This is a genomic window from Lysinibacillus sp. NPDC096382 (assembly GCF_044762845.1).
Lineage (GTDB): Bacteria > Bacillota > Bacilli > Bacillales_A > Planococcaceae > Lysinibacillus.
On sequence record NZ_JBIWFC010000003.1, the window covers coordinates 260928 to 284177 of the forward strand.

Consider the following 23250-nt stretch of genomic DNA (forward strand, 5'->3'; position numbering starts at 1 on the left):
TGTAAATATTGACAATAAAATTAGATATTGTATAGTTACTTTGTGATACATAATGTCATCAGTGATGTAGAAGTCGGAGGTAAGAATACAATTCTAGTTTTACTAACTGTAAATTCTTTATCTTTAGTTACCATTTTGTGACTAAAAAGTTAATTTTTATTTGATGCTTACTGATGATTATGCTTACTCGAAATTCGTTACAAAAAGGAGGGATGGCTGTATAATCATACGGCCGACTGAATGGAGATTATTAGTCAAACAAACAGAACCATGCTCTTTGAGGAAATTAATCCTGAAAAAATGGATTTAATTACGCTTGTTGGAGATGTAAAAGGGATTGACAGCCTAAGTGATGAAAAAATCAAAGAAATGAATGAATACCTTCTTGTCAAAAGCTTCGATGAATTTTTAGACAAGTTTTCTCCAACGGTTTACTCATTCTACAATGCTGCGAACCAAAAGGTTATGTATGCATTAAAAAAACCTGAAGGAATTCAAGATGACTGTATTTCTGAAATAGCCATTGACCAAAATAATGATTTTTTAAAAATGCTATTTACACTTATCGATACGAAAAGAAGTCAGGGCATTGCGAACGTTGATTTTAAGTTTGAAAATTTGCTCGATATGATCTCTCCTAAAAAGGTTATGGACGATATTCGACAAGTCCGAAAAGAAATCCATTACCTATATGGTGAATATGACAAATTAGATGAAGACGATCCAAAAAAATTGGATACAGGGGACAAGCTAAACTTGATGTTTGAAGTGGCGAGTCGAAATTACAACAATGTCATGGCGATGCTTCCTTTAGCAATTGAAGATATTAAAACAAGGCTGTTGTTAGGTGTTAATCAAGATGAAGATGAATCTGAAAAATTACAAATTGGGACACTATCTATCGGTGATAATGGTGAATTAAAAATCATTGAGGCACCTCAAAATAATAGCTCAGAACTAATGGTTATTGAAGAAAATAGTAACTATGGTTTGAGCACAGTTTTTGAAGAGGATTATGAGGCGATTACAGAATCACCATCCTCCTATGTTAAAGATTTAGTCGTAAGAACTTTCTCTCCTTTGCCAGCTGTGAAGGCAGAATTTGATGTAGAGACAGAAGTACAAAATTACAATACATACTTAGAATTCTATAAGGATGCTAAGGATGAATTTGTAAAAACAGTGAAGCCATTAGTGGAAAAGCTATTGGGCGTAAAAATGTACTTTGATCAGTATACAACTAAAAACAAAGGTATGCAGCCTTCGTTACTTGTAACGAACACAAAGTTAGATATGCTCGTTAAAAGTAATAACGTACCACGATTACGCACGTATTTAAACACAGTTAACGCCAAAAATGACTTTACAGATACGGTCTGGTATGGAATTGTTCCTGCTCTGGAACTAGAGGCATCTGGAAAAATGAAAGTAAGCAGAGCTAGATTTAAAGGGAACGATAAAGTGGCTAAGCAAGAAGGCAATACAATGGAGTCGTTATCTATTCTTTTAGATACTGTGAAAGATTATAAAGTACAGATCTTCTTCAACTTCATGGCGGAAGAAGAAACGACATTCAGTGGAATTGCTACTGCAGGTATTGATCGCCTAATCGATAAATGCTCAGTGCTTGTTCGAAAAGATTATAGTGAGTTTGCGATACCATGTTTACCGAACTTCACGATTATTCCTAAAGATAAATCAGGTGTAATCATTGATACAAGAATGCAGACAACAGAAAATGGAGCACGATTATCTAAAGAGAAAGAGGATATTTTAAAGCTTTGGATAGAGGGCGTCTATGTTGGTGCTAGCTATGTAGCAGCAGGTATCGTTTCCGCTTATCAATGTCCAGAATATTTGAAAGACTCATTCAGAAATGTTCAAAGAAATTATCCTGGTGTACGCTTCGATATCGAAGCGGGTGATAACTCACTTAAAACCGTTACAACAATGGCAAAAGAAATCTCAGGATTTACTAATAACATAAAAGATGCTATTAACAGCAGAAGCTTTGGCTTTGTATTCTCTTCTGAAAATGCGCAGCTGCAAGATAAAGATATTAAACGTATTACTGTGTATAAAGCTAGAAGTCTAGCGATGGAAGAAGATGGATTTGATTCAATCTACAAAACACAAGTTAGTACGTATATTGAGAGAATTTTACGATTCCAATCAGGTGACTTTAAGCACGAAAATATCGTTCGATTCTTTAGTAATAATCCAAGTAGCCAAAAAAGCAAATGGCTTCAAGAGAAAGGCTTTGTAAACTCCATTATTCACGATGGAGATGATATCGGCTACATTATCGATGAAAAAACAAGCACATGTCAGATTGACCTAGTGTTTAACGGTAATGTGAAGAATCTTGAAGTCATGATTACAAAGGCAAGTAGTGCTGTTAAGGCCTAACAAGTTTACACAGACAATCAAAAACTTTTTAAGTAGTATGTTTAAGATTTACTCATAAATCTTTTAACATAAATAAGAATCTTCCATAAATTTGCAGGGGGAAAGCATTACATATTTCTCCATGCTTCATGTACTTGCATTAAGCATGTAGGAATGCATACAGCTAGTTATAAATTTCACCTAAAGCAGTTTTTGAGAAGATTCAACAAATAATAGGAGGTACTAAAAATGGGTTTTGTATTAAAAGTAGAAGGATCAGAAGCAATTGAACTAGGGTTAGATAGCATTATGACTGTTCAGTATGAAACAGATACTCCAAATGACTCTAACGCACGTTCTACAGATGTAGGAGCAACTTTAAAAGTGAGAGGTAAAATCCTTACTGCAACTGATGGTGACAATTCTGATGATACGATGAAATTAGGATTATGGTCATTAGTACCAGCTGAAAAATCTGACTGTTACCGTAAAGTAACATTAGAAGTAATTTCTGCTGATCAAGTAGTAAGAAAAATTAATTTCCCAAATGCTTTTGTCGTTGACTATTCAGAAAAATATGGTGACACAGAAGGTATTGGTGAATTTTTCTTATTCATTAAGCAAAAGAAAGACAAAACAGACTTGGCGAAAATCGAAGGCGGCTACGCTGTCTAAGATTGTTGCTTGATAGACACTCAAAATTATCTAAGGGACTTTCATAGTTCCTTAGATAATTTTGAATAATCCTAATACTGGGGATGAAAAACATGAAAACGCATTATGAAACGTTAGGTGTCAGTAGAGATGCTACACCCGAACAAATAAAACTCGCTTATCGGAAACTATCAAAAAAACATCATCCGGACGTGAGCGGTGGAAACAAAGAATCTGAAAAGATTTTTTTAGCAGTGACAGAGGCATACAAAGTACTAAAGGATCAAGCTTCAAGAGAAGCATATGATGCTCGACTAGATGGAGCTAGTCAAAGTTGGGACAAGGGACAGACATCTGAAAAACAGTCTTCACGCCAACAGTCTACTGAAAAAAAGCCAGATTTTAATATGAACAATATTGAAAAGAATTTTGAGCATTTTTTTGGCTTTAATCCTAAAACAAAGGAAACGGGAGCAACTCTTAATAAGAATGCAAAGAAGAATCCTCTAGATACAACAGATTTATTTGAACGTTTTTTTAACAAGTAAAACGAAGCCATAGCTAGTATGAAGGAGTGTGATACCATGTATGGTCAAAATTCAATGGATACATACACTGAAAAAGCAAAGAAACAAATGATTATAAAAGTTATGGATATCATTATTGTCATAATCGCCTTCTTTTTCATTCTTTACGTATTTGTCATGAATCAGGATTTTATGTTGAAAACAATTATTGGACTTATGTTGGTCATACTAGCAATTGTTTATGGCTCTGTTCAGTATGAAGCAAGAGATAAAAAAGATGATGTGACAAACAAGAAAATTCGAAAATTAGTTCTCCTCAATGATCGAGGAGCTGAAATAGATGAATGGGAGATAGATGACCAAACATCATTACTTATTGGGAAAAGTTCAGCTGACAATAAGGCAGATATCGATTTAAGCGGTACAGAATATGAATCGCTTATCAACTATGAACATGCCGTATTAAACAATGTTTCTGGCGTATGGTACATAGAGGATATTGATTCAGTAAATGGTGTTGGTATAAAAAAAGCTCATAAGCGCGTTAAAAATAGAATACAACACGAAAGCCCTTACCCAATCGGTAATGGAGACATGATATACATAGCAAATACGCGAATTTTAGTGAAATAGAGACAAGTAAATTCGTAACATAGACGGGGGATAGCGAAAATGAGTTTGATTAGATGTACGAATGGTCACATGTTTAGTTCAAGAAGACATAGAAATGTTTGTCCATATTGCAATGTAATGGTGGAACAGGAGCAAAGACCAAGCGGCCAACAAGTAGCTGTAGCTGAGGTAGATGATAAAACTATGCCATATCTCGGAGAAATGGATGGCATTGATCCGGTAACGGGATGGTTAGTTTGTATTGAAGGGCCTCAAATGGGTCGAGACTATCGGATTTTATCGGAAAAAAACTTTATTGGTAGAGCAGAGGATATGCACATTCGCATTGTTGGAGATAATTCAATCTCTCAGCGTAACCATGCAGTCATTGTTTATGATCCTAAAAAAAGAAACTTTTATCTACTTCCAGGAGATGCATCAGGCTTAGCTTATCTTAATAATGAAGCGGTTTATACGCCAACAGAGCTCGCTGCATACGATGTTATTCAGTTAGGCAGAAGTATGTTTCTTTTTATTCCCTTATGTGGTGTTCATTTTGAATGGGAAAACAACAACAGTGAGGAATGATGACAAATGGATCCGAAACTACTGCCTTACATAATTTCGCTTATTTTTATCGTTGTACTTGTTGCCTTATTAATCATCCGAAACATGCTTGCGCAACAAAATGAAAAAAACAAAATAGAAATTGGAAATGGACAAACGATTGGCAGACGTGATGAGCAAGATGATTATTTCTCTACAGCTGAAACGAATGATGGGACAATTGCTGTCCTAGCAGATGGAATCAGTGGTTTAGCCAACGGTAGGATGGCAAGCACAGTTGCTGTCAATACATTTATAGAAGAATTCAAAAAGCTTAGCGGTCTAAATATGCTAGAAAAATTTTTTAAGGAGGCTGCTTTTGCAAGTAATCATATGATTGTCGAAAATTTAAATGGCTCGAATGGTGGTACAACATTAGTAGCAGCCGTTATTGATGATAACGGATTTCTTCACTGGGGAGCCGTTGGAGATAGTGTCATAACCATTTTTCGAAATGGAGAATTTACGGCAATCAATCAAAAACATATTTTTGAATCAGTGTTAACTGAGCGATATATATCTGGTGAAATATCTCAGCTTGAGGTGCAGGAAAATCCTTTGAAAAAGAGACTTATCAATTATTTAGGGTATGAAGGCTTTAAAAATATGGATATAGGAAAAAGTCCGATTCAGCTAAATAGAGGGGACAAGGTATGTTTATTTAGTGATGGAGTCTATGACACTTTAACAGAGGTTGAAATGGAGAAAATTCTTTCTCAGCAAGCGACTCCCTATGATATTGCTCAAGACATTATTAAAGCCGTTGAACAAAAACGCTTAAAAAATCAAGATAATGCAACCATCGTTATTCTAGAAAAAACATGGTAATCATTTTACTTGTCGTCTTTAAATGAGTCAGTAAATAAGGAGGAGTAATCATGAGAAAGGAAAATAGCAACTTTAAAACAAGCTTTTTATCCGAAGCGGGCTCATTTTTGCAAAATAAAGATTACTTTGCCTATACAGAGCTGGACGATATAGCCTGCTGGGTAGCTATAAAAGGATTAGATTCTGATCAGGAAATAAGTAGTGCAGAGCTTGCTGTGAAGGCAATTTTAGAAAAATTTATGGAAAAGCCATCCATGTCTAGAAGAAGCATTAAAAAATATTTGAAAAATGCGCAAGACATACTTCAAGCTCAAAGCTTAAGGGTAAGATTGAAGGCTAGTATTGTTATGGTCGTCTCAGATTACTCCAAGATGATTGTGGCAGTTGCCGGAAATTCGAGACTGTATCATTTCCGGAATGGTACTTTATCGTATAAAAGCACGGATCAAAGCTTAGCGCAAGAGATCGTGAATAATAGGAATCGTTCGCTCGATATTAGCCAGCATGAGGAAAGAACCAATTTATTAAATTATCTTGGTAAACCAAAAGATTTTCAGCCTTTTGTTTCTAAGAAAATGAAATTAATGGATGACGATGTACTAGTGCTTTGTACAGCTGGCTTTTGGGAAGATGTCAATGAAATTGAAATGGCAGATGCGTTGGAAGAAGCAAAAGAGCCTGAACAATACATTGATTTATTAGAAGAGATACTGTTAAGTAGGCAAAAGAAAGTTGTCAATAATTACACAATCGCAGCTATATTTGCTAACAAGGTTTATCAGGAAACAAATAAGAAAAAAATGAAATACATCAAAATGATTGCAGCTGCATTAGTGTTAGCTTTAGTCGTAGGTGGAGGCACCATTTTTTATCAGGTGAAGCAAGCTAAAAAAATGGCTGAATTAACCGTAGAGATGAAAGATCATGAAAAGAGCGGAAACCAGTATTTTCAAGATGGAACTTATGATAAGGCACTGTTGGAATATAGTGAGGGCAGAAATGCGGCCAAAAAATTGAAGGATCCAATACATAGAAATTTACTAGCTAAAAAATTAAGAGTTACCGATTTGATTATCAACGGAGATAAAGCAGCGGAAGAAGGTAAATTTAACGATGCGCTTGAGCAATATGAAAAGGCTAAAAAAGAAGGAAAGCTTATTAAAGACTTTGGGAAAGGAGTAGTTGAACAAAGAATCGCCAATATGGATACTATTGTACAAATTGCTGAAGCTGTGAAAGATGGAGATTTCCGATTTGAGGCAGAGGACTACAATGGGGCTCTTGAAACGTATCAAAAGGCAAGAAAAAAAGCCTTGACAATTGCCTATACGGGCGAACCTGAAATAAAGACAAAAATAGAAGATACAGAGGCTAAAATTGCTGAATTGAAAAAGGCCCAAAAGGAATTAAAGGCAGAAAGCTTAGAAAAAAGCGGAGATCAGAGCTATGCACGCCAAGAGTTTGGGAAAGCGATTGAATATTATACACTTGCACAGGAAATTTATCAGGAGACAGAGCTGCTGTCGAAGGTTTTAGGTCTTGAGCGAAAGGTTATGAATGCCAATGATAAATTGAATCCTCCTCCTCAACCGCAAACTGCTGATAATGCAGCGCCACCTACGAATGAAGGGACAGCTGCCAGTGAGCCATCTAATGCTGAAGTGATGAAAGAGGGAAAATAAATTGATGAAAGAGCTCATGATTGAACGGTTACGCAAAATAGAGGATTTAGAGCAACGTCAACTGCTAAAGGATATTGTCAGTGGCGTTTTTGTAAATTTAATCGATTATCAGGATGACATGAACAACAGGCTCGAGGAGCGCATATTCAACGAAATGGATGATGTTGAGGATAGGTTTGATATTTATGTGACGCTAAGTTCTAAGGAGGATGTTGACCCTATTCATGAATGCTTATTCCCGATGCGGCCAGCTGATTTAGAAAGTAAATCCATCAATATAAAAAAAATACTTGAAGCGTTTAAAAACAAGGAATCTGCAGAACTGTTCACATTATTTCTAGAATGTGATTCCATGCAAATTCAACAGTTACTTGCTGAGCAGCGACTCTTTAGTGGAAAGCTAGTAACGACAGAAGGACAAGTAGAGATAAAGGTCAGCCTTACCCAAAATACGGACTATTTACAAGAGATGAACAAGCTATATCCGCTTTTCCAAATAAATGGCCTACCATGGAAAACGATTAATCATCCATTCATTTATAAATTTTTTAATGTCAATTTAGAAGATTGCCCACCTTTAAATGAGGATGCTGAAATTACTGAAATAATCGTTGATTTAGAAGAGTATGAGGACAAAAAACGCTTAAATATGGTTCCACTATGGAATATTGAACGTCATGAGGTCAAAAATGTCGGTTTTCCCATCCCTGCAAGCGATAAGGTGAATTATGAGCATGTCCTTTCCATACGTAAAATCGGCAACGAGCATGGCTATCTTGTAGAGGCCGATGAGGATAATGTTCGTTACGTTAAACGTTCAGACAACGAATTAACAATTGTCTCACCCCGCGATAAGTCGGGGGTCTGGCAGCTAATAAAAATTGCAAAAATGGCAGATGAGAAAATTGGGAAATTACATTACGAGCTTGTATCAAATAGAAGAATTGAGCATTTTATACACAAATTTGCTAACAAGTATACGGCTACTGTTAAAACGAAGGGCGAAATTACGCGTATGATTAATTCCTTCGAGGCTGCTAACAGCTTTGAGCTTGTAGATATCGAAATAGTGGACGCCTATTCTGGAACAAGCTTTACTCATTCTGCGAACACTTTCTTAACGGAAATGATAGGAGAAAATAATCATAAAAAAACGATGCTACTAAAGTTTAAGGCGAATGAGGAGAGAAACTTTATTGCAAACGATATTTTAAGCTTCCTCGTTTCAGAAGTGCAACGCCATTTCTTCGAATATGAATGTGTAGGTGTTTGGCTATGAACTATATTTGGGATTTGCTTATTAAAGCTGAGGATGAAGGCCTTTCTAACAAGGATATATATTTTCATCTTGCCGAAGCCTATTCACCTTATATGGAACTTAGTCCACAACTATTAAATGCACAGTATGTTGAACAGCATGTTGAAGTAAATCCGTATTATCGTTATTACGGAATTTTTAATGGTCTCTTCCATCCAGATAATTTTTCAGATTTAGAGTTTAGAAATTATCTTTTAGATACCGTATTGCATTTTTTAGCTGAAATTGATCGTATGCAAGGCATGAATAAAAGAGAGTTCTATATTCGTTTTATTTTAAGAGAAATCGAAGCGAATGTATTTGGAAAATTGGTACGCGACAATATGCATGCCTTTACGAAAAAGGAGCAAGAAATAGTTGCACTAAATATGCTAAGGCTTTATCAGACAGGTGAGGAAATTTACTTATTAAAGGATACGCTGAAAAGGCTCTTTAAAAATTGCATGATTTATGTGAAATCGGAGGAGCAGGATGAGCTGCTTGTATACATCCGTCAAAAGCAGACAGAACAGAATGAGGGAAAGGTCCGGCTTGTACAAGAAATTTTCCTGCCAATAGGTTTTCATATGGAGGTTTATTGGCAATATCACTTCGGCATTATTGATGCAGAGGAAACTATGAAGCTAGATCGAATAGCTCTTTACTAAATAGGGCAGAGGAGGTATTCCAATGACAACTAAATATTCATATAAGCTGTATGCCAATAAGCGTAATACAGACAAGAAATATATGACCTATACACGAGTAGAATTAATGGAAATGACAACCTTCCAGCTTAGAAATATTTGCTATAAGGAAAAGCTTGTGACAGGGCTTATTAATACACTGACAAGAGATGAGTTAATCGACAAGATTTTAAGATATCGTGGCTCTGAAGAAAACCCTCTTATTAGGGAAAAAAAGGATGGTGGCTTTGAACGAGTAGAAGCGGCCATGCAAGAGTATTTAAAAACACCGATGTCTGACAATGGTGACATTAAAATTCCTGCCAAAATGAGCTTATATAGTGGGATGAAGATCGATAAACCCGATCAGTATTTCGTTGAAACAGGCGGTTTTCTTGTTGAATCCAATGTACTACTAGTCAATGAGCAGCTAGATCTTTGCGGCATTCTTAATATCCTTAAAGACGACGAAGTCCCAAATCAATATTATTTCGCAGCTGATCAAGCAATTGGTATTCGGAAGACAAATAATAAAAACTACAGCTTTATTTTTTTAAGAAAGCAAGATTCCGAATATATCTTTAAGACTTACTATCAGGAAACCCCACTTCCGCCAACAAATCTTCATTACTATAAGGTGCCAATACCAGATTTAGAAATAAAACAGCTGGAAACAACTAATGCTATTCTTGCTATTGATTTCGGAACAACAAATACAACGGCCGGTGTCTATTTAGAGAGTGATTATGTATCCTCTCCTTGTAGTCATGATTTATTAAATAACAGAATTCAGCTAAATAGCATTAATTTTGTACAATTTCCAGATCCACTTCATCAAAACGAATGGATTGAAGTAGTGCCGACAGTCATGACTGTAGCAGATTGCTCCAATGCAGATCAAGTAGGCTATCACTTTGGTTATGAAGCATTAAAAATGATGAAAAAAAATAGCTATACATCATTGGCTACGAAATTCCAAGGTATTAAACGCTGGGTTAGTAATTATGCCAAGCTGGAAGAGGTGATGGATGCTAACGGGAATACGGCACTTGTTCCACGGAGCCAAATTATAAGAGAGTTTATGCTTTATGTTATTCGAATGGCAGAGCATCAATTTAAATGTCGCTTCAAGCATTTACATATTTCCAGTCCTGTTAAGCTGAAAACACAATTTTTAGATATGTTTCGTGCGATTTTGCCTGAATATCAAATTGAAACGGAGCATGCTCTCGATGAAGGAATGTCGGTTCTTTATAATACGATTGCCAATCAAATAGAGAATAATAGTTTTCTCGATGGCAAGGAATATAAAGCACTCGTGATCGATTGTGGAGGCGGAACAACAGACCTTTCTTCCTGTAAGTTTCGGATAGAGGACGGACATATTTCTTACAAAATTGATATTCATACTACCTATGAAAATGGAGATACGAATTTTGGAGGCAACAATATTACGTATCGTATTTTCCAATTTATGAAAATCGTCTTTGCCAATTATTATAGTCGAGGAAAGAATGATTATGATATCGATGCATTAATCGATATTCCAGGTAAGGATATTTATCGATTTGTAGACGATCATGGTGTGGAAGCAGTGTACGAGCAATTCGAAAAAGCCTTTGTAGATGCCGAAAATATTATCCCTACACGCTTTAAAGAATATGAAAATCGCACGCGTGATGAATACCTACGTGTCCGCAATAATTATTATTTCTTATGGGAAATGGCAGAAGAGATGAAGAAGGAGTTTTTCCGCAAAACGGGTATATTAAGAAGTCGTTTTTATGCGGATAGCGATATGCAGCATGATAGTGATTTAAATGTCACAGCAGTAGACCGCTGGTGCCTGTCGTTGGTGGAAAATAATCAATTTAAAGAAGTTTATGACTTCCCAAATGTCTTTTTCAATATTAAAGAAATCAATCATCTCATAAAGGCGGATATTTATGATATCGTGCGAGAGTTTTTAGAGGAATTTTATGAGAATGGCATACTGAGTGACTATTCCATCATTAAATTAACGGGACAATCCTGTAAAATAGACGCATTTCGCGAGGCTTTAAAGGAATTTGTCCCAGGACGCAGCATTGAATTTAGACAAAAGGCAGAAAACATTGGGAAAGTTCCAGAGTTAAAGCTTGCTTGTTTAAGGGGAGCACTTCGTTATTTAAATGCCAAGAAAATCGGCATGATCGAAACAGAAGTGACGAATCATGCGCCAGTTGTCCCTTATGCTGTCAGTGCCTTTACACATAATCGTCAGGAAAAATTACTCATTAGTAGCTTAGAAAGACTGAATCAAATTCACGGTACGATTTCTCGCCCATGGGGTGTAAAAGAAGTTGAGTTTTTCCTAACGGGTAGTGACAATCACACATCGTATAAATACACGTACTTTAATCGTCAGGAGGAATATGTGCCTGTTCTTTATGAGAATATCGCGATGCATTATCAAGATAAAATTCCGCAGGACGAGACGGACTCCATCACGAATGGAGAAGTGAAGTTCTTCGTCTTTGCAGGCGAGGATCATTGGGGCTTCCATGTAGTTCCTGTAGCAAGGAAAGACGAGCAGCTGTTTATCGGTAGCAAGGAATTCTTTGCCTTTGAGACCGATTTGTCTGAGCTAGATTTCTTTGATGGATTAAAGTAAACAGTGAAAAACAAGAAAAGAGGTGGGTGACAGCTTGTTTGCCAATCAATATCCACATTTTCAAAAAGGCCGAATTTTAAAGCGAGAAATGCTAGAAAATTTACGAGATTACCCAAGAGAATTTTTAGATTTATATTTCCAAGATTATTCGAATGGCATTATTTCCGGTGCCAGAATTATTGTAGCAGATACAGGCCTCATCATTACAAAAGGCATTATCAAGCATAATGGAAAGCTCTATATGTTGCATAGTAGCTATGAGCTTCCTTATGAAGCAACAGGAAGTGAAACGATTTTAAAAGTACGATTTGCTGAAGAAGTGAATGAATTAGATTTTAGAAACCTTACGACAGAGATTGTGCTAGATGATTCGCTAGAGCTTGCACATAATGAGCTAGAGTTATCGCGCTTTAAATTAAAATCGGGTGCCAAACTGCGTTCAGAGTATATTGATTTTCTTGATTTTGCTACAGAATACAATACGGTCAATTATCTTCACTGTCAGTATGCAGGTTTTCAAAAAAGCACATATCATCCAATCATTTTGCACTATTTTGCACGAGAGCTGTTAAAAAATCGGCCAGCGAATCCGTATGATATAGCCTTTGCTTTAGAGTGCTTAAATCAAGAGCGCATTCAACGAGATGCAATCGATTTCTATATTTGCAATCGGCTAGAGCTTGATTACCAAACATTTTCTAATAGTCAAATTCATAAATACTTGAACCGTATTTTATTAGAATCAAAGCGCGGTGGTCGTATGACAGGGCACAGTCAAGGGCGACCTAAGCGCATGATTGTTGACTAGCTGATGGTCTGTTGATGAAAAAACGTTCAAGAAATGGAAGGTGAATGGGTTGAAATTTTTAGATGAACAAATTATCGCCCTTAGAAATGAAATGCGAGAGCAGGAACAACATGAATTAGCTCAAAAGCAAGCTGCTTTAAAAGCGGAACAAACACCGCCTGAGGAGCCTATACAAGAGGGACAGTCTGAGCTTGAAGCAATTGACCTTTACAAGGATTTTGTCAATATAGACGAGCAGGAAGTGCCGGTCTTTGATCAGCGTGTGATGGATGGAAAAATTTCGTTCCGAATGCCGAAGCTCTTTTCAATCATGCCAGCTGAGTTAGCCTCATTAAAATACCCGTCAGAGCGAAGACCAAATATTATTTATACGGATGAATCGTCTACTATTAATTTAGCCTTCAACAAGACATCACATTCTTTACCTGATGAGGGTGTAGCTGAGTTTCAGGAAAATATGATTGACGTTCTAGAGCAAGCTCAGCCTGCAGCACAATGGTTTGATACAGATGTGATCAAAATAGATGACAAAACAGTTGGCTTTATCGAGGTCATGACACCTGCCATTGATGGTGAGATTTTTAATTTAATGTTCTTTGTATCGATTGATGGGAAAGCGCTTATTGGTACGTTCAATTGTACGGAGGAGGATACTGAGACTTGGCGTCCTATCGCTAGAGCAATGATGGAAACAATGCAATTCGCTTCTAACGGAAGGGGAGGGGGCGTATTACGATGAGTGGATTAGTAACTGCCTATCATAATATACAAATATTGCCATTCAAGCTGGTGAGCATTCAAGAGCTTACACTCACAAAGAAAATGAATGAGCACGCAACTTTACACTTCACGGGCATTGTACCTGAGGAAGTTCGAGATCAGTACGTGGAAATGACAGAGGTATATTCATCCATCGAAGTGAATCAACTCGATCATTTAGGTGCACCTACCCCTTTATTTAAGGGGGTTATATTAGGCGTCAAGATACATGCGGTTAGAGGGATATACTATATGGAAGTCGAAGCTGCCTCCAACACCTATTTCCTCGATATTCAGAAGAAAAATCGCTCCTATCAAGATAAAGAGCTAACCTATTCGTCTCTATTCAAGCTCATGAGTCCATATTATCCTGGTCTCGATGTCATCGATGAGGCTACTAAGGGTGGGAAATTAGGCAAGTTTACCTTGCAATACCGAGAAACCGATTGGGAATTTTTAAAACGTCTTGCCTCCCGCTATAACACTGAACTAGTTCCTGCTGCTACTTTTGATAAGCCAAAGTTCCATTTTGGTGTCCCTTCTGGTCATGCAAAAGGAAAGCTAGAAGACTATCATTATACGACAAGAAAAAAACTAGCAGACTATCTTCTCTATACATATAACGGCAATCAAGGTATGGGAGAGCATGACTTTTTATACTATGAAGTGGAAACCGATAAGGTACTTGCTATAGGAGACTACGTAACATTTCATGAGCAAACACTCTATGTTTGTGAGGCCTCTACGTCGATGAAGGATGGCTTACTTAAGCATTGTTATACACTTTCAACGAAGAATGGTATGAACAAGAGTGAAATATTCAACGATGAAATTTCTGGTGTCTCTATTGAAGGTAAAGTGTTGGAAGTTGCCAAGGATCATATTAAAGTCCATCTAACTATTGATGAAAAACAGGATAAAGGTAAAGCGCATTGGTTCCTTTATGCAACGCCTTATACAGCTGAGGGGCATAGTGGCTGGTATTGTATGCCTGAAATGAACGACTTTGTTCATGTGTATTTCCCTTCGTATCGAGAAGAAGAGGGAATTGCTAGCAGCTCGATTCGAAAAAATTTAAACAGCACCGCGACTAATAAGCTAGATGACCCTTCGACGAAATATTATAGAACAGCCTTTGGCAAAGAAATTAAGATGAGCCCAACAGAAATTGTCATTACAGCGAAAGATAACGATATTTTTATTCGTTTAAATGAAGCGAGTGGTATCGAAATTTTTAGTAAAAAGGAAATCAAGCTTATATCCGAGGCAGACATTTCAATCAATGCAAGCAAGAAAATTCTGTTGTCTGCAGAGGAAGAAATTTCGTTAAAATGCAAAGAAAGTAAAATAACGATGGATGGCAGTGTGCAAATTTTCGGGAAAGAAGTAAAGGCCAATTAGAAAGAAGGAGACACATATGCAAGCAGAAGGAGTTTTACAGCATTTTTATGAAACAGAAGTAGAGAAAAGACGGTTGACCCATCTCTTGGGATTAGAGGATTTTTTCCAAGCCTCCAAGGATGTGCTTGCTGAGGAATTTAGAACATCCTTTCAAAGCATTTGTCAGCAGCTACAGCAGCAACAATCCCTTCAACAGAAAGGACCAATTGGACATATTACGTATTCCATGCTGCGCACAGAGCTACTGGAGGGACGCCATCACTATCTAGTAGAGGGGACAGATGAGGATTGGTTCTTTGACGTCCGACCTATTTTAACGACCTATGATGCAAGCTGGGCTCTAAGTTTTTTAGAGCAATTCGTTGAAGAATTATATGTATACAGCAAAACATTCATGGGAGCAATTACCCAAGCGGATATTGAGCACATCAAGCTAAAGGAAGCGACTCATTTCCATCAATATGTTATTAGCCTTGCTAGATATGCATTGCCTGACATTATTAGATGTCCAGAATATTTAGCACTTGATCGGGATGATGCTGTAGAAATTCGTATAGGTGAATTTATGGACGTCAATGAAGTTGTCTATAGTGAGGACTTCTCCTCGAAGGATATTGAAGAAATCAAAGCTTGGCTGGCTCAAAAATTAGAGGATGAATATCCGTATGAAGTATTTAGCAAATTAAATCTAGCTGGTGGCAACTATGAAAACTTAGATATTCGATATGCCTTTTTCCAGAAAACGAATTTAGCACATAGCCAAATGCGTAATTGCTTACTCATTGGCGCCAATCTTAGGAATAGTAAACTAATGGACGTTGATTTAAGCTTCAGTACGATTCATGAGGCTGATTTTAGCAATAGTCAATTGCAAGGTGCTAACTTCCAACAGACTCAGGGAGCAAGCGGACTAACTGATCGACAGAAGTGGGAAATGCCAGGCTATCTCCCAGTGAACTTTACTGGTGCTAATTTAGAGGGTGCTGATTTTGAGCTAGCTAATTTACGAGGTGCTTGCTTTATCGGGGCTAACGTCAAGGATGCTCATTTTGAAGGAGCTAATTTAGAAAAAGCTGTGTTCTCGAAGGAAGCACGGGAGCATCTGAAACTAGATCCATTCCAAATAGCGAGTGTCATTTGGAAATAGATGTCGTGAAAAAGGAGACCCAAGATGAACTATTTTATTCTATCTCAGGATGAGCGTATTTCGAATGCTGTAGAACCAGTTGGACTATCAAAAATTATTAAAAAAGAACTATTAACAGTGGAAAGAATGGAGGAGCTAGAGGAGCTAGATCGTCAATTTCCTGTATTAGATAAAAGTGAAAATGACTATATCGATTTTATCGAAAAGCCAATTGCTCTTTTAGCTGATCCCGTAAAGCAGCTAGTAGAAAAATATGAGCCACGCCTACCGTTTAAACCAGTTGTTCTCGTGGATATGCCGAAATTAAAACAGACGTTATATTGGCTTTCCATTCCTCCAAAAGTGGCCTGTCTTTCAGCACAAACCGAATTTCATCTAGATGGAACGCTAAAAAAGCTCGTTATTGATGAGACTTTAGCCGCACCATACACTTTCTTTCAAATTGAAGGGATAAAAGAGGATTATATCATTGTCAATATTGAGCTCGCAGAAAGTATATTGCGCCGTTCGTTTCGAGGTATTCGATTACGCAAAGTGCAAACGGAAGGTAAATGGAACGAGCTCCTTCAAGCCTAGAAAACTAGTAATACATAGAGTAGGAGAACATTAACATGAAAAAAAGGTGTGCAACGGCAGCTTTCGCAGCATTAGTCTAGCGGGTTGTGGGTCAGGCGAAGCTGAAAAAGATGAGAAAAAAGAGCCAGTAGCTGAACAGAGTAGTGCAGTTAAAGTTGATATGAGTAAAGAGAATTTGGCTAAAAGCTTTAAAGAAGGCACATTCAAGGCAGATGTCATGGCAATGGGTCTTACAAAAGACTTAAACGAGAAAGTGGAAAAAATTACAGCAAGCCGGGCTAGCTAAAGGTGAGAAGTTTCCCTATGATGAAAAATTAGGCCTTACAGAAGACGAATATAAGTTTTTCCTAGAGCTTGATCAGCATATGAGGCTTGGAAAAATTGGTGAAAGCGACATTACCATTACAAAAGAGAATGATCAGTTAACGATACAAAATCCAACAGCTACAATCGTTAAGAATTTTAAAATTAGTACAGATGGAAAAACACTACATAGCGAATTAGGTGACCTAACATATAAAAATAAGATTGAAGCGTCTGACGAGCAAAAAGTTACAGGCAGGTGGAACGGTCTTACCTATCGTATGGGAGGAAAAGATACAATGCAGGTTTTACAAATTTCAATTGGTCAGCTAGAGGAAAGCAAAAAGAAAATTATCTATACAAAGTCATTTGGCGAAAGTCAAGAAATGCAAGAGGAAATAATAATTTTCTAAAGTCATAAAGTTTTAAATTGATGTTTAGGCATTCGCGCTTCGCGATAAAGGATTCTTAAAAGCGAAAATAGTAAAGTCTTTGTTTCGTTTTCGAATGTGCAAAGTGAATGTACTTTTCTTATAGAAAGGGTGATTTCCAATGGCAGATGCAATGCAGACAAAAGGCGATGAGCAGCGCAGTTATGTAGTTGCTGGCGCCCAATTATCATGCTCACAGGGCGACCAAACAAGCATTTTAAAAATGCCAGTAAGCCATGGCGTTTATACAAAAAACAAGGCACAGATGAACACAATGGATTATAAACCCAATGTCAACATCCAGCCCTTTGGTTTATGTCAAACATTATCAAATCCTACAGTGGCAGCAGCAACAGCGGCTAATAATGGTGTTTTGAAACCGATGCCCTGTACTCCAGTGGTCACGATGCCATGGATTAACGGAAAGTCTGATCAGTTGATTGAGCGTTTTCCCGCACTTACCAATCAATCTACGAATATGTGCCTATATTGCGGGACGATAAAGGTAGAAGATGATGGTCAAGAATAAGCCATCATCCCATGAGGAAAGAAGGGTATTCATGTGAACACGTATGAGGAAGTTATTGGATACGGAGAGCTTGAGCTCGTATCCCCCTATGAGGTTCAAACGTTGCATGATCTCAGCTTGACCCAAACAGTGAATGACCATGCAAGGTTATCAATTACGGGATTTATCCTGGAGGAGAAGAAAGATCGCTGTATGCAGATTGCCAGCAGTTCAGATCAAATAGAGCTCTATGAAAAGCGCAATGGACAGCGTGTACGGCCGCTTTTTAAAGGGCAAGTATCCGAAGTGGCAGTTCGTATGGTGAGAGGCGTGTACCAAATTGAGCTAGAAGCGGTGTCATCTACATTTACCTTGGATTGTAAACGCAAAGCTCGCTCTTTCCAGCATGACAAGATGACGTATAATACTATGCTCAAGCAAGTACTTGCTAACTATCCAGGTGCAGATGTTATTGATACTGCATCGAAATCTACTCCTCTAAAGCAATTTATATTACAATATAGAGAGACTGACTGGCAATTTCTAAAGCGCATGGCCTCTCATTTTCGAACAGTACTCGTACCAGCAGTAGATGCCGATAGACCTAAGCTATGGTTCGGTCTGCCGGAAGGTCGATTAGAAAAACTGTCGGCTACTAGCTATACAATCACCAAGGATCGCTCCAAGTATTTACATACGCTGCAAAATGACATTGAGCGACCAATAGAGGAGCGGGATACAGTATCCTATGTAATCGAGTCCAAAAAAACATTAGCGCTCGGTGACCGTGTCCAGATCCAAAACAAGAAGCTAGTTGTGGCCAAATTCATAGCACGCATGCAACAAGGTGTCCTTACATATGAATATTATTTACTGTCTGAGTCAGGCATTCATCGAGAAAGACTAAACATTCCTTCCCTGTCAGGCATAGCAATTGAGGGTAAGGTAGTAGAGGTCAAGAAGGATCAAGTCCGCTTACACCTATCCATTGATGAGGCACAAAAAAAGGAAGAAGCCACCTGGTTCTCACTTGCTACGCCGTATACAGCAGAAGGACATAGCGGCTTTTACAGCCCACCAGAGGAAGGCGATAGCGTTCACCTTACATTCCCGACGCATCGGGAGGAAGCAGCCGTTGTTCGTCACAGTGTACGAAAGAGCGGCGACTCCAACCCAAAAACAGCCGATCCGAGAATATCCTACTGGGGCACACCAAAAGGCAAGGACATCAAGCTAGACCCACAATCGATGACGTTTACCGCACAGGAAGGCGCTGTTTTCCTAAAGCTTGATCAGGGAAGCGGAGTAGAAGTACATAGTAAGCATCCGCTTACACTAAAAGCCAATGATACAATCACCTTTGCAGGGAAAAGCATTTCCATGAGTGCTACAGAATCCATGCATTTAACCTGTGGCTCCAGCAGTCTCGTTCTTGACGGCAACACCGATATGCAAGGGCAGATTGTGACAATGGAAGGATCGAACAAAGCACCTGTGTCCATGTCCAATGCACCAGAAGACGGAGCAGACCTTGAATCTGCCCTAGACGTCATGGGCAGTATCCCTGTTGGTGGGGGTGGCGCTTAATGGCGAAGAAGGGGAAAAGTAAGAGTATAGGTTTTTTTGGAGCGATAGGCAGCCTCCTTGGCTGTATTCCCGCTGTTAGGAATGTTAAAAAAGCAATAGGAAAGGCCTTCAAAAAGAAAATCAAAAAGGCGAAAAATAAATTAAAATTAAAGAATCTCTTCAAAAAGCTTAAGAAGAACTTTAAGAAGAAGAGAGGAAAGGTTTTTACAAAGGCCAGGAAGCTTAAAAATAAATTATCCAAGAGAAAATTGTCCAAGATGTTTAAAAAGGCTGTGAAAAAAGCAGTACTTGCACAGAAAAAAGCTGATAAAAGGGCTACTACAAAGGGCGGAAAGGCGTCAAAAGCTGCTGTCAAACAAGTCAAAAAGTATGAAAAAGCTCAAAATCTTAAACTAATTTCTATGGGGTTGAATTGTGTTCCTATTTTTGGAAATATCAAAGCCTTATATGAAATGGGCACGGGTAAAGACTTAATTACTGGGCAAACTAAACAAACTGGGAAAAAAATCATAGATGAAGCAGAACTGGAGAAATACTTAAAAGACCGACAGTACGTATCAAACGGAAATAGAAATTCAGTGAATGCCGGAGAGCCGATAACAACCTTAGAAGATTTACAAGCAGTAGTGGGTGGAGGGCATTATACATTACCCCAAAGCAAACCTACTATAGTAGAACGTTTTATACTCACCTTGTTGTTTGAAGATATTGTTACTCTTGTTGACCCTAAATCCACAACTGGTGAAAGGATACTAGCAGGACTATCTATGTTGCCTACATCTAAGCCATTTAAAATAGTTGATGCAGGATATGATACATATAAATATTCTAAAAAAACAACGAAAATAATAGAAGATAGTAAAAAAACGTATACAAGTAATAACAAAAAAAATGATGTTCCAAATAATAATAATATACCAAATAGTAATTCTAAGAAAGAAGATAAGGCTCCAATAGTTGAAGTCACTGAGAAGGATGTCAAAGAACTTGGAGAATATATAAAGAATATCGATAAGGGTACTAGTAAAGTTATAAAGTCCTTAGATCAGTTATCACCAAAAGAATTAAATAAAATGTCTTTAGATGATTTACAGAAATCATTACCAGACGGGTGGACATTTAATGCGAACGGTCCAAATGGAACTGATTTTGTTCATGTAAAAGATATTAATGGAAATTATCGAGTTAGAATTGATCCACCAGATAGAGTAACTAAGTATGACCACATGCATACTTATGATAAATCAGGAAATTCTCTTGATATTAATGGGAATATTGTAGATAGTGACAGTCCAGCTGCACATATACCTTATAATAGATAAAAGGAATGGTTATAATGCATAAATTTGAAGAAGAACTCGTCAATAAAGGTATAATTGACTCACCTTTAACTAAATTCATGATTAGTGATTGGTATAATGAAGTGACAATAGAATATGAAAAAAGTACATCTATAATAAAATGTACTTTTATAAATTGTTTTGAGACAAATTTTAAACACGATATATCTTATTCAAAGGATGAAAATAATTACAAATATTTTGTTCAAGACATTGAAATAAATGAAAAGGATAATTTTTATTATACTCATATTTCAGCTTGGCCTTTTGAAGGAAAAATTGTAAGTAAAGAAATAAAAATTGAATGTTTCGATAAATGAATTCAATAAATTGAACCTTGATTGTGAACTGCGCCCCAATTGTTAGACACAGCTAACAATTGGAGGTGCAGTTTTTGTATGGTTAAAAAGTAATCTGATATTTGATTCGGAAACTCATGAAGGCTGGACCATCAAGGAGTACTATGTAAACAGTGGTTTAGGAAGAAAAGTGTGAGAATTAGGCGAGATGACATTTTACATGCAACGGCTTATTGGAGTTATTAGATCAATACCAACGGCTTGAAATTGAGCTGAAACTAACGAAGGGAAGAAAAAAAGCAAAGGAAGGTGGGTATTTTACAACTTAGTCATAAAGTAAGTACAAGTGGCAAAAGGAAGTAAATTGCCAAGAATCCATATTCCATGCATACTATCAACAGAAACTAAAAGAAGGCAAAACAAAGGACAAGCATTAGTTTGTATAATGAGACGGCTTGTAAACATTATATACGGCATGATGAAGTACAAAACAGCCTATGAATTGCCGATAATAAAAGAGAAAGAAGTAGTTTATTGAGATTTAACATAGATTGTTTTTTTATTAGCAGATTTAAAGATTACAACATAGGGTACGGGTAAAGGTGATGACTTTGCAAAAGAACCATTTGTACCTGATGAATATTGGCATAGGAAAGCACCCGATAATGCAACGCCAGGTTCAAAAATAGAGCATTACAGAGATTATAAGGAAAGAGAGGGAAATCCACTGTAATTTATGATGACTTCGGTAGACAACAATATCGGGTAGATCATCGGACTATAGTGTGCCACTAGACAATTCCGTTCCACATTTACATGAATATAAATTTGACGACCCTGGATACTCTGAAAAGAATTTAATTCAGGTATAATTTTTTTGAGGAGAAAGAGAAATGATAAATGAGTGGTATGAAGGAACGGAGTTAGAAAATAAAATTCCTAATTTCAAATCAACTGATGTTAAATTTATTACTGATTTCCATTATTTTATTGGATACAATTCTTATTATGATCAAGTTTCATTTTTAGAAATTAGCTTTTTATTAGAAGTCGATTGTAGGAAGTTTATTTTGAAAATGAAGTTTAATGATGTTAACTTTAGATTTATTAGGATTTGGAAATAGTTATAATCAAATAACGGGCTTTAGAATTAATAATTTGAAAGATAAAGGTTTTGAATTACCAAAAAAATATTTAGTAGAAGATTATGAGAATAACATTATTAAGTTTTTCTGTGCAAGCTTTGAAGTGTTGTCATTAGTAGAAACTTCTTAATTATAAGATACTTATATACTAGCTGTAATTTATAATGAGAGTTTACAGAGGCAGTACTATCATGGTGTTTTATTTTACATCTGGGCTAGGAAGAAAACGTGAGAACTGGCGAAATGAAATTTTTAAGTTAAGATATGATATGGAATAACTACAAACTATCGAGAATGACAAAGCTCGTGGCGATAAACAAGGATATAAATAGTTTAACTCATGATGTACCGCTACCATCATCTATTAAATCAAGAGAATACTTGCCAGATGGTACTGAAATAAACCTGATATGGCTAGAGTGATAGTGAAAGAGGATGGTTGAATTAGGTCTGCTTTTCCATTTAGCAGTGCTCATCCTTCAGGAATAGGAAAATAATACAAAGGAGAAATAACTATGGAGAACCTATACCCGGAGTATGTTACTAAGAGTGCTATTGAAGGTCTTGTAAAGAAAGTGAAACTACCCACTTCTGATGAATTTACCCAAGATTGGGAGTATGAGGTGTCGGATTCTTCAAGAATAACCGAATTCATATACGCCTATGAAAATATCGAATTAAACAAAGAAGAAAAATTCGCTTTAATGATTATTATTATTGCATCATTCAATGATGCAATAGTAGAAGGAAAGGCTGAGGAGAAATCGGCTAGCTTGATTAGATATCATCTTCTTCAAGACATTAGTATTCACAAGAATACTATTTATTATTGGTCGATGTTGGATGAGGATGATCTGGAAAATTGTCATGCTGTTACGTCTTTAATAAGAGAGGTTGCATATGTCGCCGAATTAGATGGTCAAGACTAGAGTTGTTAGAGGGGAAATAAATATGTGCGGAATAAGTTGAAATTGAACAAATGATAAAGTGGTGGTAGTTGGAAGGTCTGACTG

General features: G+C 37.0%; 23 protein-coding genes and 2 pseudogenes. All 25 read left to right on the forward strand.

Annotated elements, in window-relative coordinates; translation table 11 throughout:
• Nucleotides 1-240: 240 nt before the first annotated feature.
• Complete coding sequence (locus ACIQZA_RS07555) at nt 241-2409, forward strand: transcriptional regulator (protein ID WP_402880838.1); 2169 nt, start codon at nt 241-243, stop codon at nt 2407-2409.
• Between the two features lie 228 nt (nt 2410-2637).
• The gene (locus tag ACIQZA_RS07560; protein WP_142507239.1) at nt 2638-3063 is read left to right on the forward strand and encodes a membrane-associated protease 1; all 426 of its coding nucleotides are present in this window, start codon (nt 2638-2640) and stop codon (nt 3061-3063) included.
• 92 nt (nt 3064-3155) lie between these two features.
• Nucleotides 3156-3590: a J domain-containing protein gene (locus ACIQZA_RS07565; RefSeq protein WP_402880836.1), complete on the forward strand. Its 435-nt coding sequence runs from the start codon at nt 3156-3158 to the stop codon at nt 3588-3590.
• Nucleotides 3591-3626: 36 nt separating this feature from the next.
• Nucleotides 3627-4202, forward strand: coding sequence for an FHA domain-containing protein (locus ACIQZA_RS07570; protein ID WP_402880834.1), 576 nt, complete (start codon nt 3627-3629; stop codon nt 4200-4202).
• 39 nt (nt 4203-4241) lie between these two features.
• Entirely contained in the window at nt 4242-4769 is a 528-nt protein-coding gene (locus ACIQZA_RS07575; protein WP_142507236.1) for an FHA domain-containing protein, read from the forward strand.
• A 6-nt stretch (nt 4770-4775) separates the two neighbouring features.
• Entirely contained in the window at nt 4776-5615 is an 840-nt protein-coding gene (locus tag ACIQZA_RS07580; RefSeq protein ID WP_402880832.1) for a PP2C family protein-serine/threonine phosphatase, read from the forward strand.
• Nucleotides 5616-5665: 50 nt separating this feature from the next.
• Nucleotides 5666-7297 (forward strand): serine/threonine protein phosphatase, encoded by a 1632-nt coding sequence (locus tag ACIQZA_RS07585; RefSeq protein ID WP_402880830.1) that lies wholly within the window; start codon nt 5666-5668, stop codon nt 7295-7297.
• Between the two features lie 4 nt (nt 7298-7301).
• Entirely contained in the window at nt 7302-8576 is a 1275-nt protein-coding gene (locus ACIQZA_RS07590; protein ID WP_402881193.1) for a normocyte-binding protein, read from the forward strand.
• Nucleotides 8567-9262 (forward strand): iron-dependent peroxidase, encoded by a 696-nt coding sequence (locus tag ACIQZA_RS07595; RefSeq protein WP_402880828.1) that lies wholly within the window; start codon nt 8567-8569, stop codon nt 9260-9262. The genes ACIQZA_RS07590 and ACIQZA_RS07595 overlap by 10 nt, the downstream gene beginning before the upstream one ends.
• Before the next feature lie 22 nt (nt 9263-9284).
• On the forward strand, nt 9285-11933 hold the full coding sequence (locus ACIQZA_RS07600) for an acetate and sugar kinases/Hsc70/actin family protein (RefSeq protein WP_248716463.1): 2649 nt from the start codon (nt 9285-9287) through the stop codon (nt 11931-11933).
• Nucleotides 11934-11967: 34 nt separating this feature from the next.
• Entirely contained in the window at nt 11968-12741 is a 774-nt protein-coding gene (locus tag ACIQZA_RS07605; protein ID WP_402880826.1) for a DNA and RNA helicase, read from the forward strand.
• A 40-nt stretch (nt 12742-12781) separates the two neighbouring features.
• The gene (locus ACIQZA_RS07610; RefSeq protein ID WP_402880824.1) at nt 12782-13480 is read left to right on the forward strand and encodes a hypothetical protein; all 699 of its coding nucleotides are present in this window, start codon (nt 12782-12784) and stop codon (nt 13478-13480) included.
• The gene (locus tag ACIQZA_RS07615; RefSeq protein ID WP_402880822.1) at nt 13477-14901 is read left to right on the forward strand and encodes a hypothetical protein; all 1425 of its coding nucleotides are present in this window, start codon (nt 13477-13479) and stop codon (nt 14899-14901) included. The genes ACIQZA_RS07610 and ACIQZA_RS07615 overlap by 4 nt, the downstream gene beginning before the upstream one ends.
• Before the next feature lie 16 nt (nt 14902-14917).
• Complete coding sequence (locus ACIQZA_RS07620) at nt 14918-16048, forward strand: pentapeptide repeat-containing protein (protein WP_402880820.1); 1131 nt, start codon at nt 14918-14920, stop codon at nt 16046-16048.
• Between the two features lie 24 nt (nt 16049-16072).
• Nucleotides 16073-16624, forward strand: a complete 552-nt coding sequence (locus ACIQZA_RS07625) for a serine protease (RefSeq protein WP_402880818.1) — start codon at nt 16073-16075, stop codon at nt 16622-16624.
• Nucleotides 16625-16670: 46 nt separating this feature from the next.
• Nucleotides 16671-16910, forward strand: coding sequence for a hypothetical protein (locus ACIQZA_RS07630; RefSeq protein ID WP_402880816.1), 240 nt, complete (start codon nt 16671-16673; stop codon nt 16908-16910).
• Nucleotides 16911-16989: 79 nt separating this feature from the next.
• Nucleotides 16990-17340 carry a hypothetical protein gene (locus ACIQZA_RS07635; RefSeq protein ID WP_402880814.1) on the forward strand — a complete coding sequence of 117 codons (351 nt, stop codon included), beginning with the start codon at nt 16990-16992 and terminating at the stop codon, nt 17338-17340.
• 139 nt (nt 17341-17479) lie between these two features.
• Entirely contained in the window at nt 17480-17887 is a 408-nt protein-coding gene (locus tag ACIQZA_RS07640) for a DUF4280 domain-containing protein (protein WP_402880812.1), read from the forward strand.
• A 33-nt stretch (nt 17888-17920) separates the two neighbouring features.
• Complete coding sequence (locus ACIQZA_RS07645) at nt 17921-19453, forward strand: contractile injection system protein, VgrG/Pvc8 family (protein WP_400936246.1); 1533 nt, start codon at nt 17921-17923, stop codon at nt 19451-19453.
• A complete protein-coding gene (locus ACIQZA_RS07650; RefSeq protein ID WP_402880810.1) occupies nt 19453-20775 on the forward strand; it encodes a pre-toxin TG domain-containing protein in 1323 nt (440 codons plus the stop codon). Before ACIQZA_RS07645 ends, ACIQZA_RS07650 begins: the two co-directional genes overlap by 1 nt.
• Nucleotides 20776-20789: 14 nt before the next feature.
• Entirely contained in the window at nt 20790-21113 is a 324-nt protein-coding gene (locus tag ACIQZA_RS07655; RefSeq protein WP_402880808.1) for a hypothetical protein, read from the forward strand.
• 194 nt (nt 21114-21307) lie between these two features.
• Nucleotides 21308-21409, forward strand: a pseudogene (locus ACIQZA_RS07660) (recombinase family protein); the annotation flags it as partial.
• 72 nt (nt 21410-21481) lie between these two features.
• A pseudogene (locus tag ACIQZA_RS07665) lies at nt 21482-21630 on the forward strand (IS110 family RNA-guided transposase); the annotation flags it as partial.
• Between the two features lie 355 nt (nt 21631-21985).
• Nucleotides 21986-22216, forward strand: coding sequence for a hypothetical protein (locus ACIQZA_RS07670; RefSeq protein ID WP_402880806.1), 231 nt, complete (start codon nt 21986-21988; stop codon nt 22214-22216).
• 536 nt (nt 22217-22752) lie between these two features.
• A complete protein-coding gene (locus tag ACIQZA_RS07675) occupies nt 22753-23166 on the forward strand; it encodes a hypothetical protein (protein ID WP_402880804.1) in 414 nt (137 codons plus the stop codon).
• Nucleotides 23167-23250: the final 84 nt, after the last annotated feature.

Bases quoted from the DNA above. Each gene is read 5' to 3' on its own strand.
- ACIQZA_RS07585 (WP_402880830.1), top strand. From the start codon at position 5,666: ATGAGAAAGGAAAATAGCAACTTTAAAACAAGCTTTTTATCCGAAGCG.
- ACIQZA_RS07570 (WP_402880834.1), top strand. From the start codon at position 3,627: ATGTATGGTCAAAATTCAATGGATACATACACTGAAAAAGCAAAGAAA.
- ACIQZA_RS07580 (WP_402880832.1), top strand. From the start codon at position 4,776: ATGGATCCGAAACTACTGCCTTACATAATTTCGCTTATTTTTATCGTT.
- ACIQZA_RS07600 (WP_248716463.1), top strand. From the start codon at position 9,285: ATGACAACTAAATATTCATATAAGCTGTATGCCAATAAGCGTAATACA.
- ACIQZA_RS07575 (WP_142507236.1), top strand. From the start codon at position 4,242: ATGAGTTTGATTAGATGTACGAATGGTCACATGTTTAGTTCAAGAAGA.
- ACIQZA_RS07650 (WP_402880810.1), top strand. From the start codon at position 19,453: ATGGCGAAGAAGGGGAAAAGTAAGAGTATAGGTTTTTTTGGAGCGATA.
- ACIQZA_RS07640 (WP_402880812.1), top strand. From the start codon at position 17,480: ATGGCAGATGCAATGCAGACAAAAGGCGATGAGCAGCGCAGTTATGTA.
- ACIQZA_RS07635 (WP_402880814.1), top strand. From the start codon at position 16,990: ATGAGGCTTGGAAAAATTGGTGAAAGCGACATTACCATTACAAAAGAG.
- ACIQZA_RS07620 (WP_402880820.1), top strand. From the start codon at position 14,918: ATGCAAGCAGAAGGAGTTTTACAGCATTTTTATGAAACAGAAGTAGAG.
- ACIQZA_RS07670 (WP_402880806.1), top strand. From the start codon at position 21,986: ATGATAAATGAGTGGTATGAAGGAACGGAGTTAGAAAATAAAATTCCT.
- ACIQZA_RS07655 (WP_402880808.1), top strand. From the start codon at position 20,790: ATGCATAAATTTGAAGAAGAACTCGTCAATAAAGGTATAATTGACTCA.
- ACIQZA_RS07615 (WP_402880822.1), top strand. From the start codon at position 13,477: ATGAGTGGATTAGTAACTGCCTATCATAATATACAAATATTGCCATTC.
- ACIQZA_RS07625 (WP_402880818.1), top strand. From the start codon at position 16,073: ATGAACTATTTTATTCTATCTCAGGATGAGCGTATTTCGAATGCTGTA.
- ACIQZA_RS07565 (WP_402880836.1), top strand. From the start codon at position 3,156: ATGAAAACGCATTATGAAACGTTAGGTGTCAGTAGAGATGCTACACCC.
- ACIQZA_RS07555 (WP_402880838.1), top strand. From the start codon at position 241: ATGGAGATTATTAGTCAAACAAACAGAACCATGCTCTTTGAGGAAATT.
- ACIQZA_RS07560 (WP_142507239.1), top strand. From the start codon at position 2,638: ATGGGTTTTGTATTAAAAGTAGAAGGATCAGAAGCAATTGAACTAGGG.
- ACIQZA_RS07675 (WP_402880804.1), top strand. From the start codon at position 22,753: ATGGAGAACCTATACCCGGAGTATGTTACTAAGAGTGCTATTGAAGGT.
- ACIQZA_RS07590 (WP_402881193.1), top strand. From the start codon at position 7,302: ATGAAAGAGCTCATGATTGAACGGTTACGCAAAATAGAGGATTTAGAG.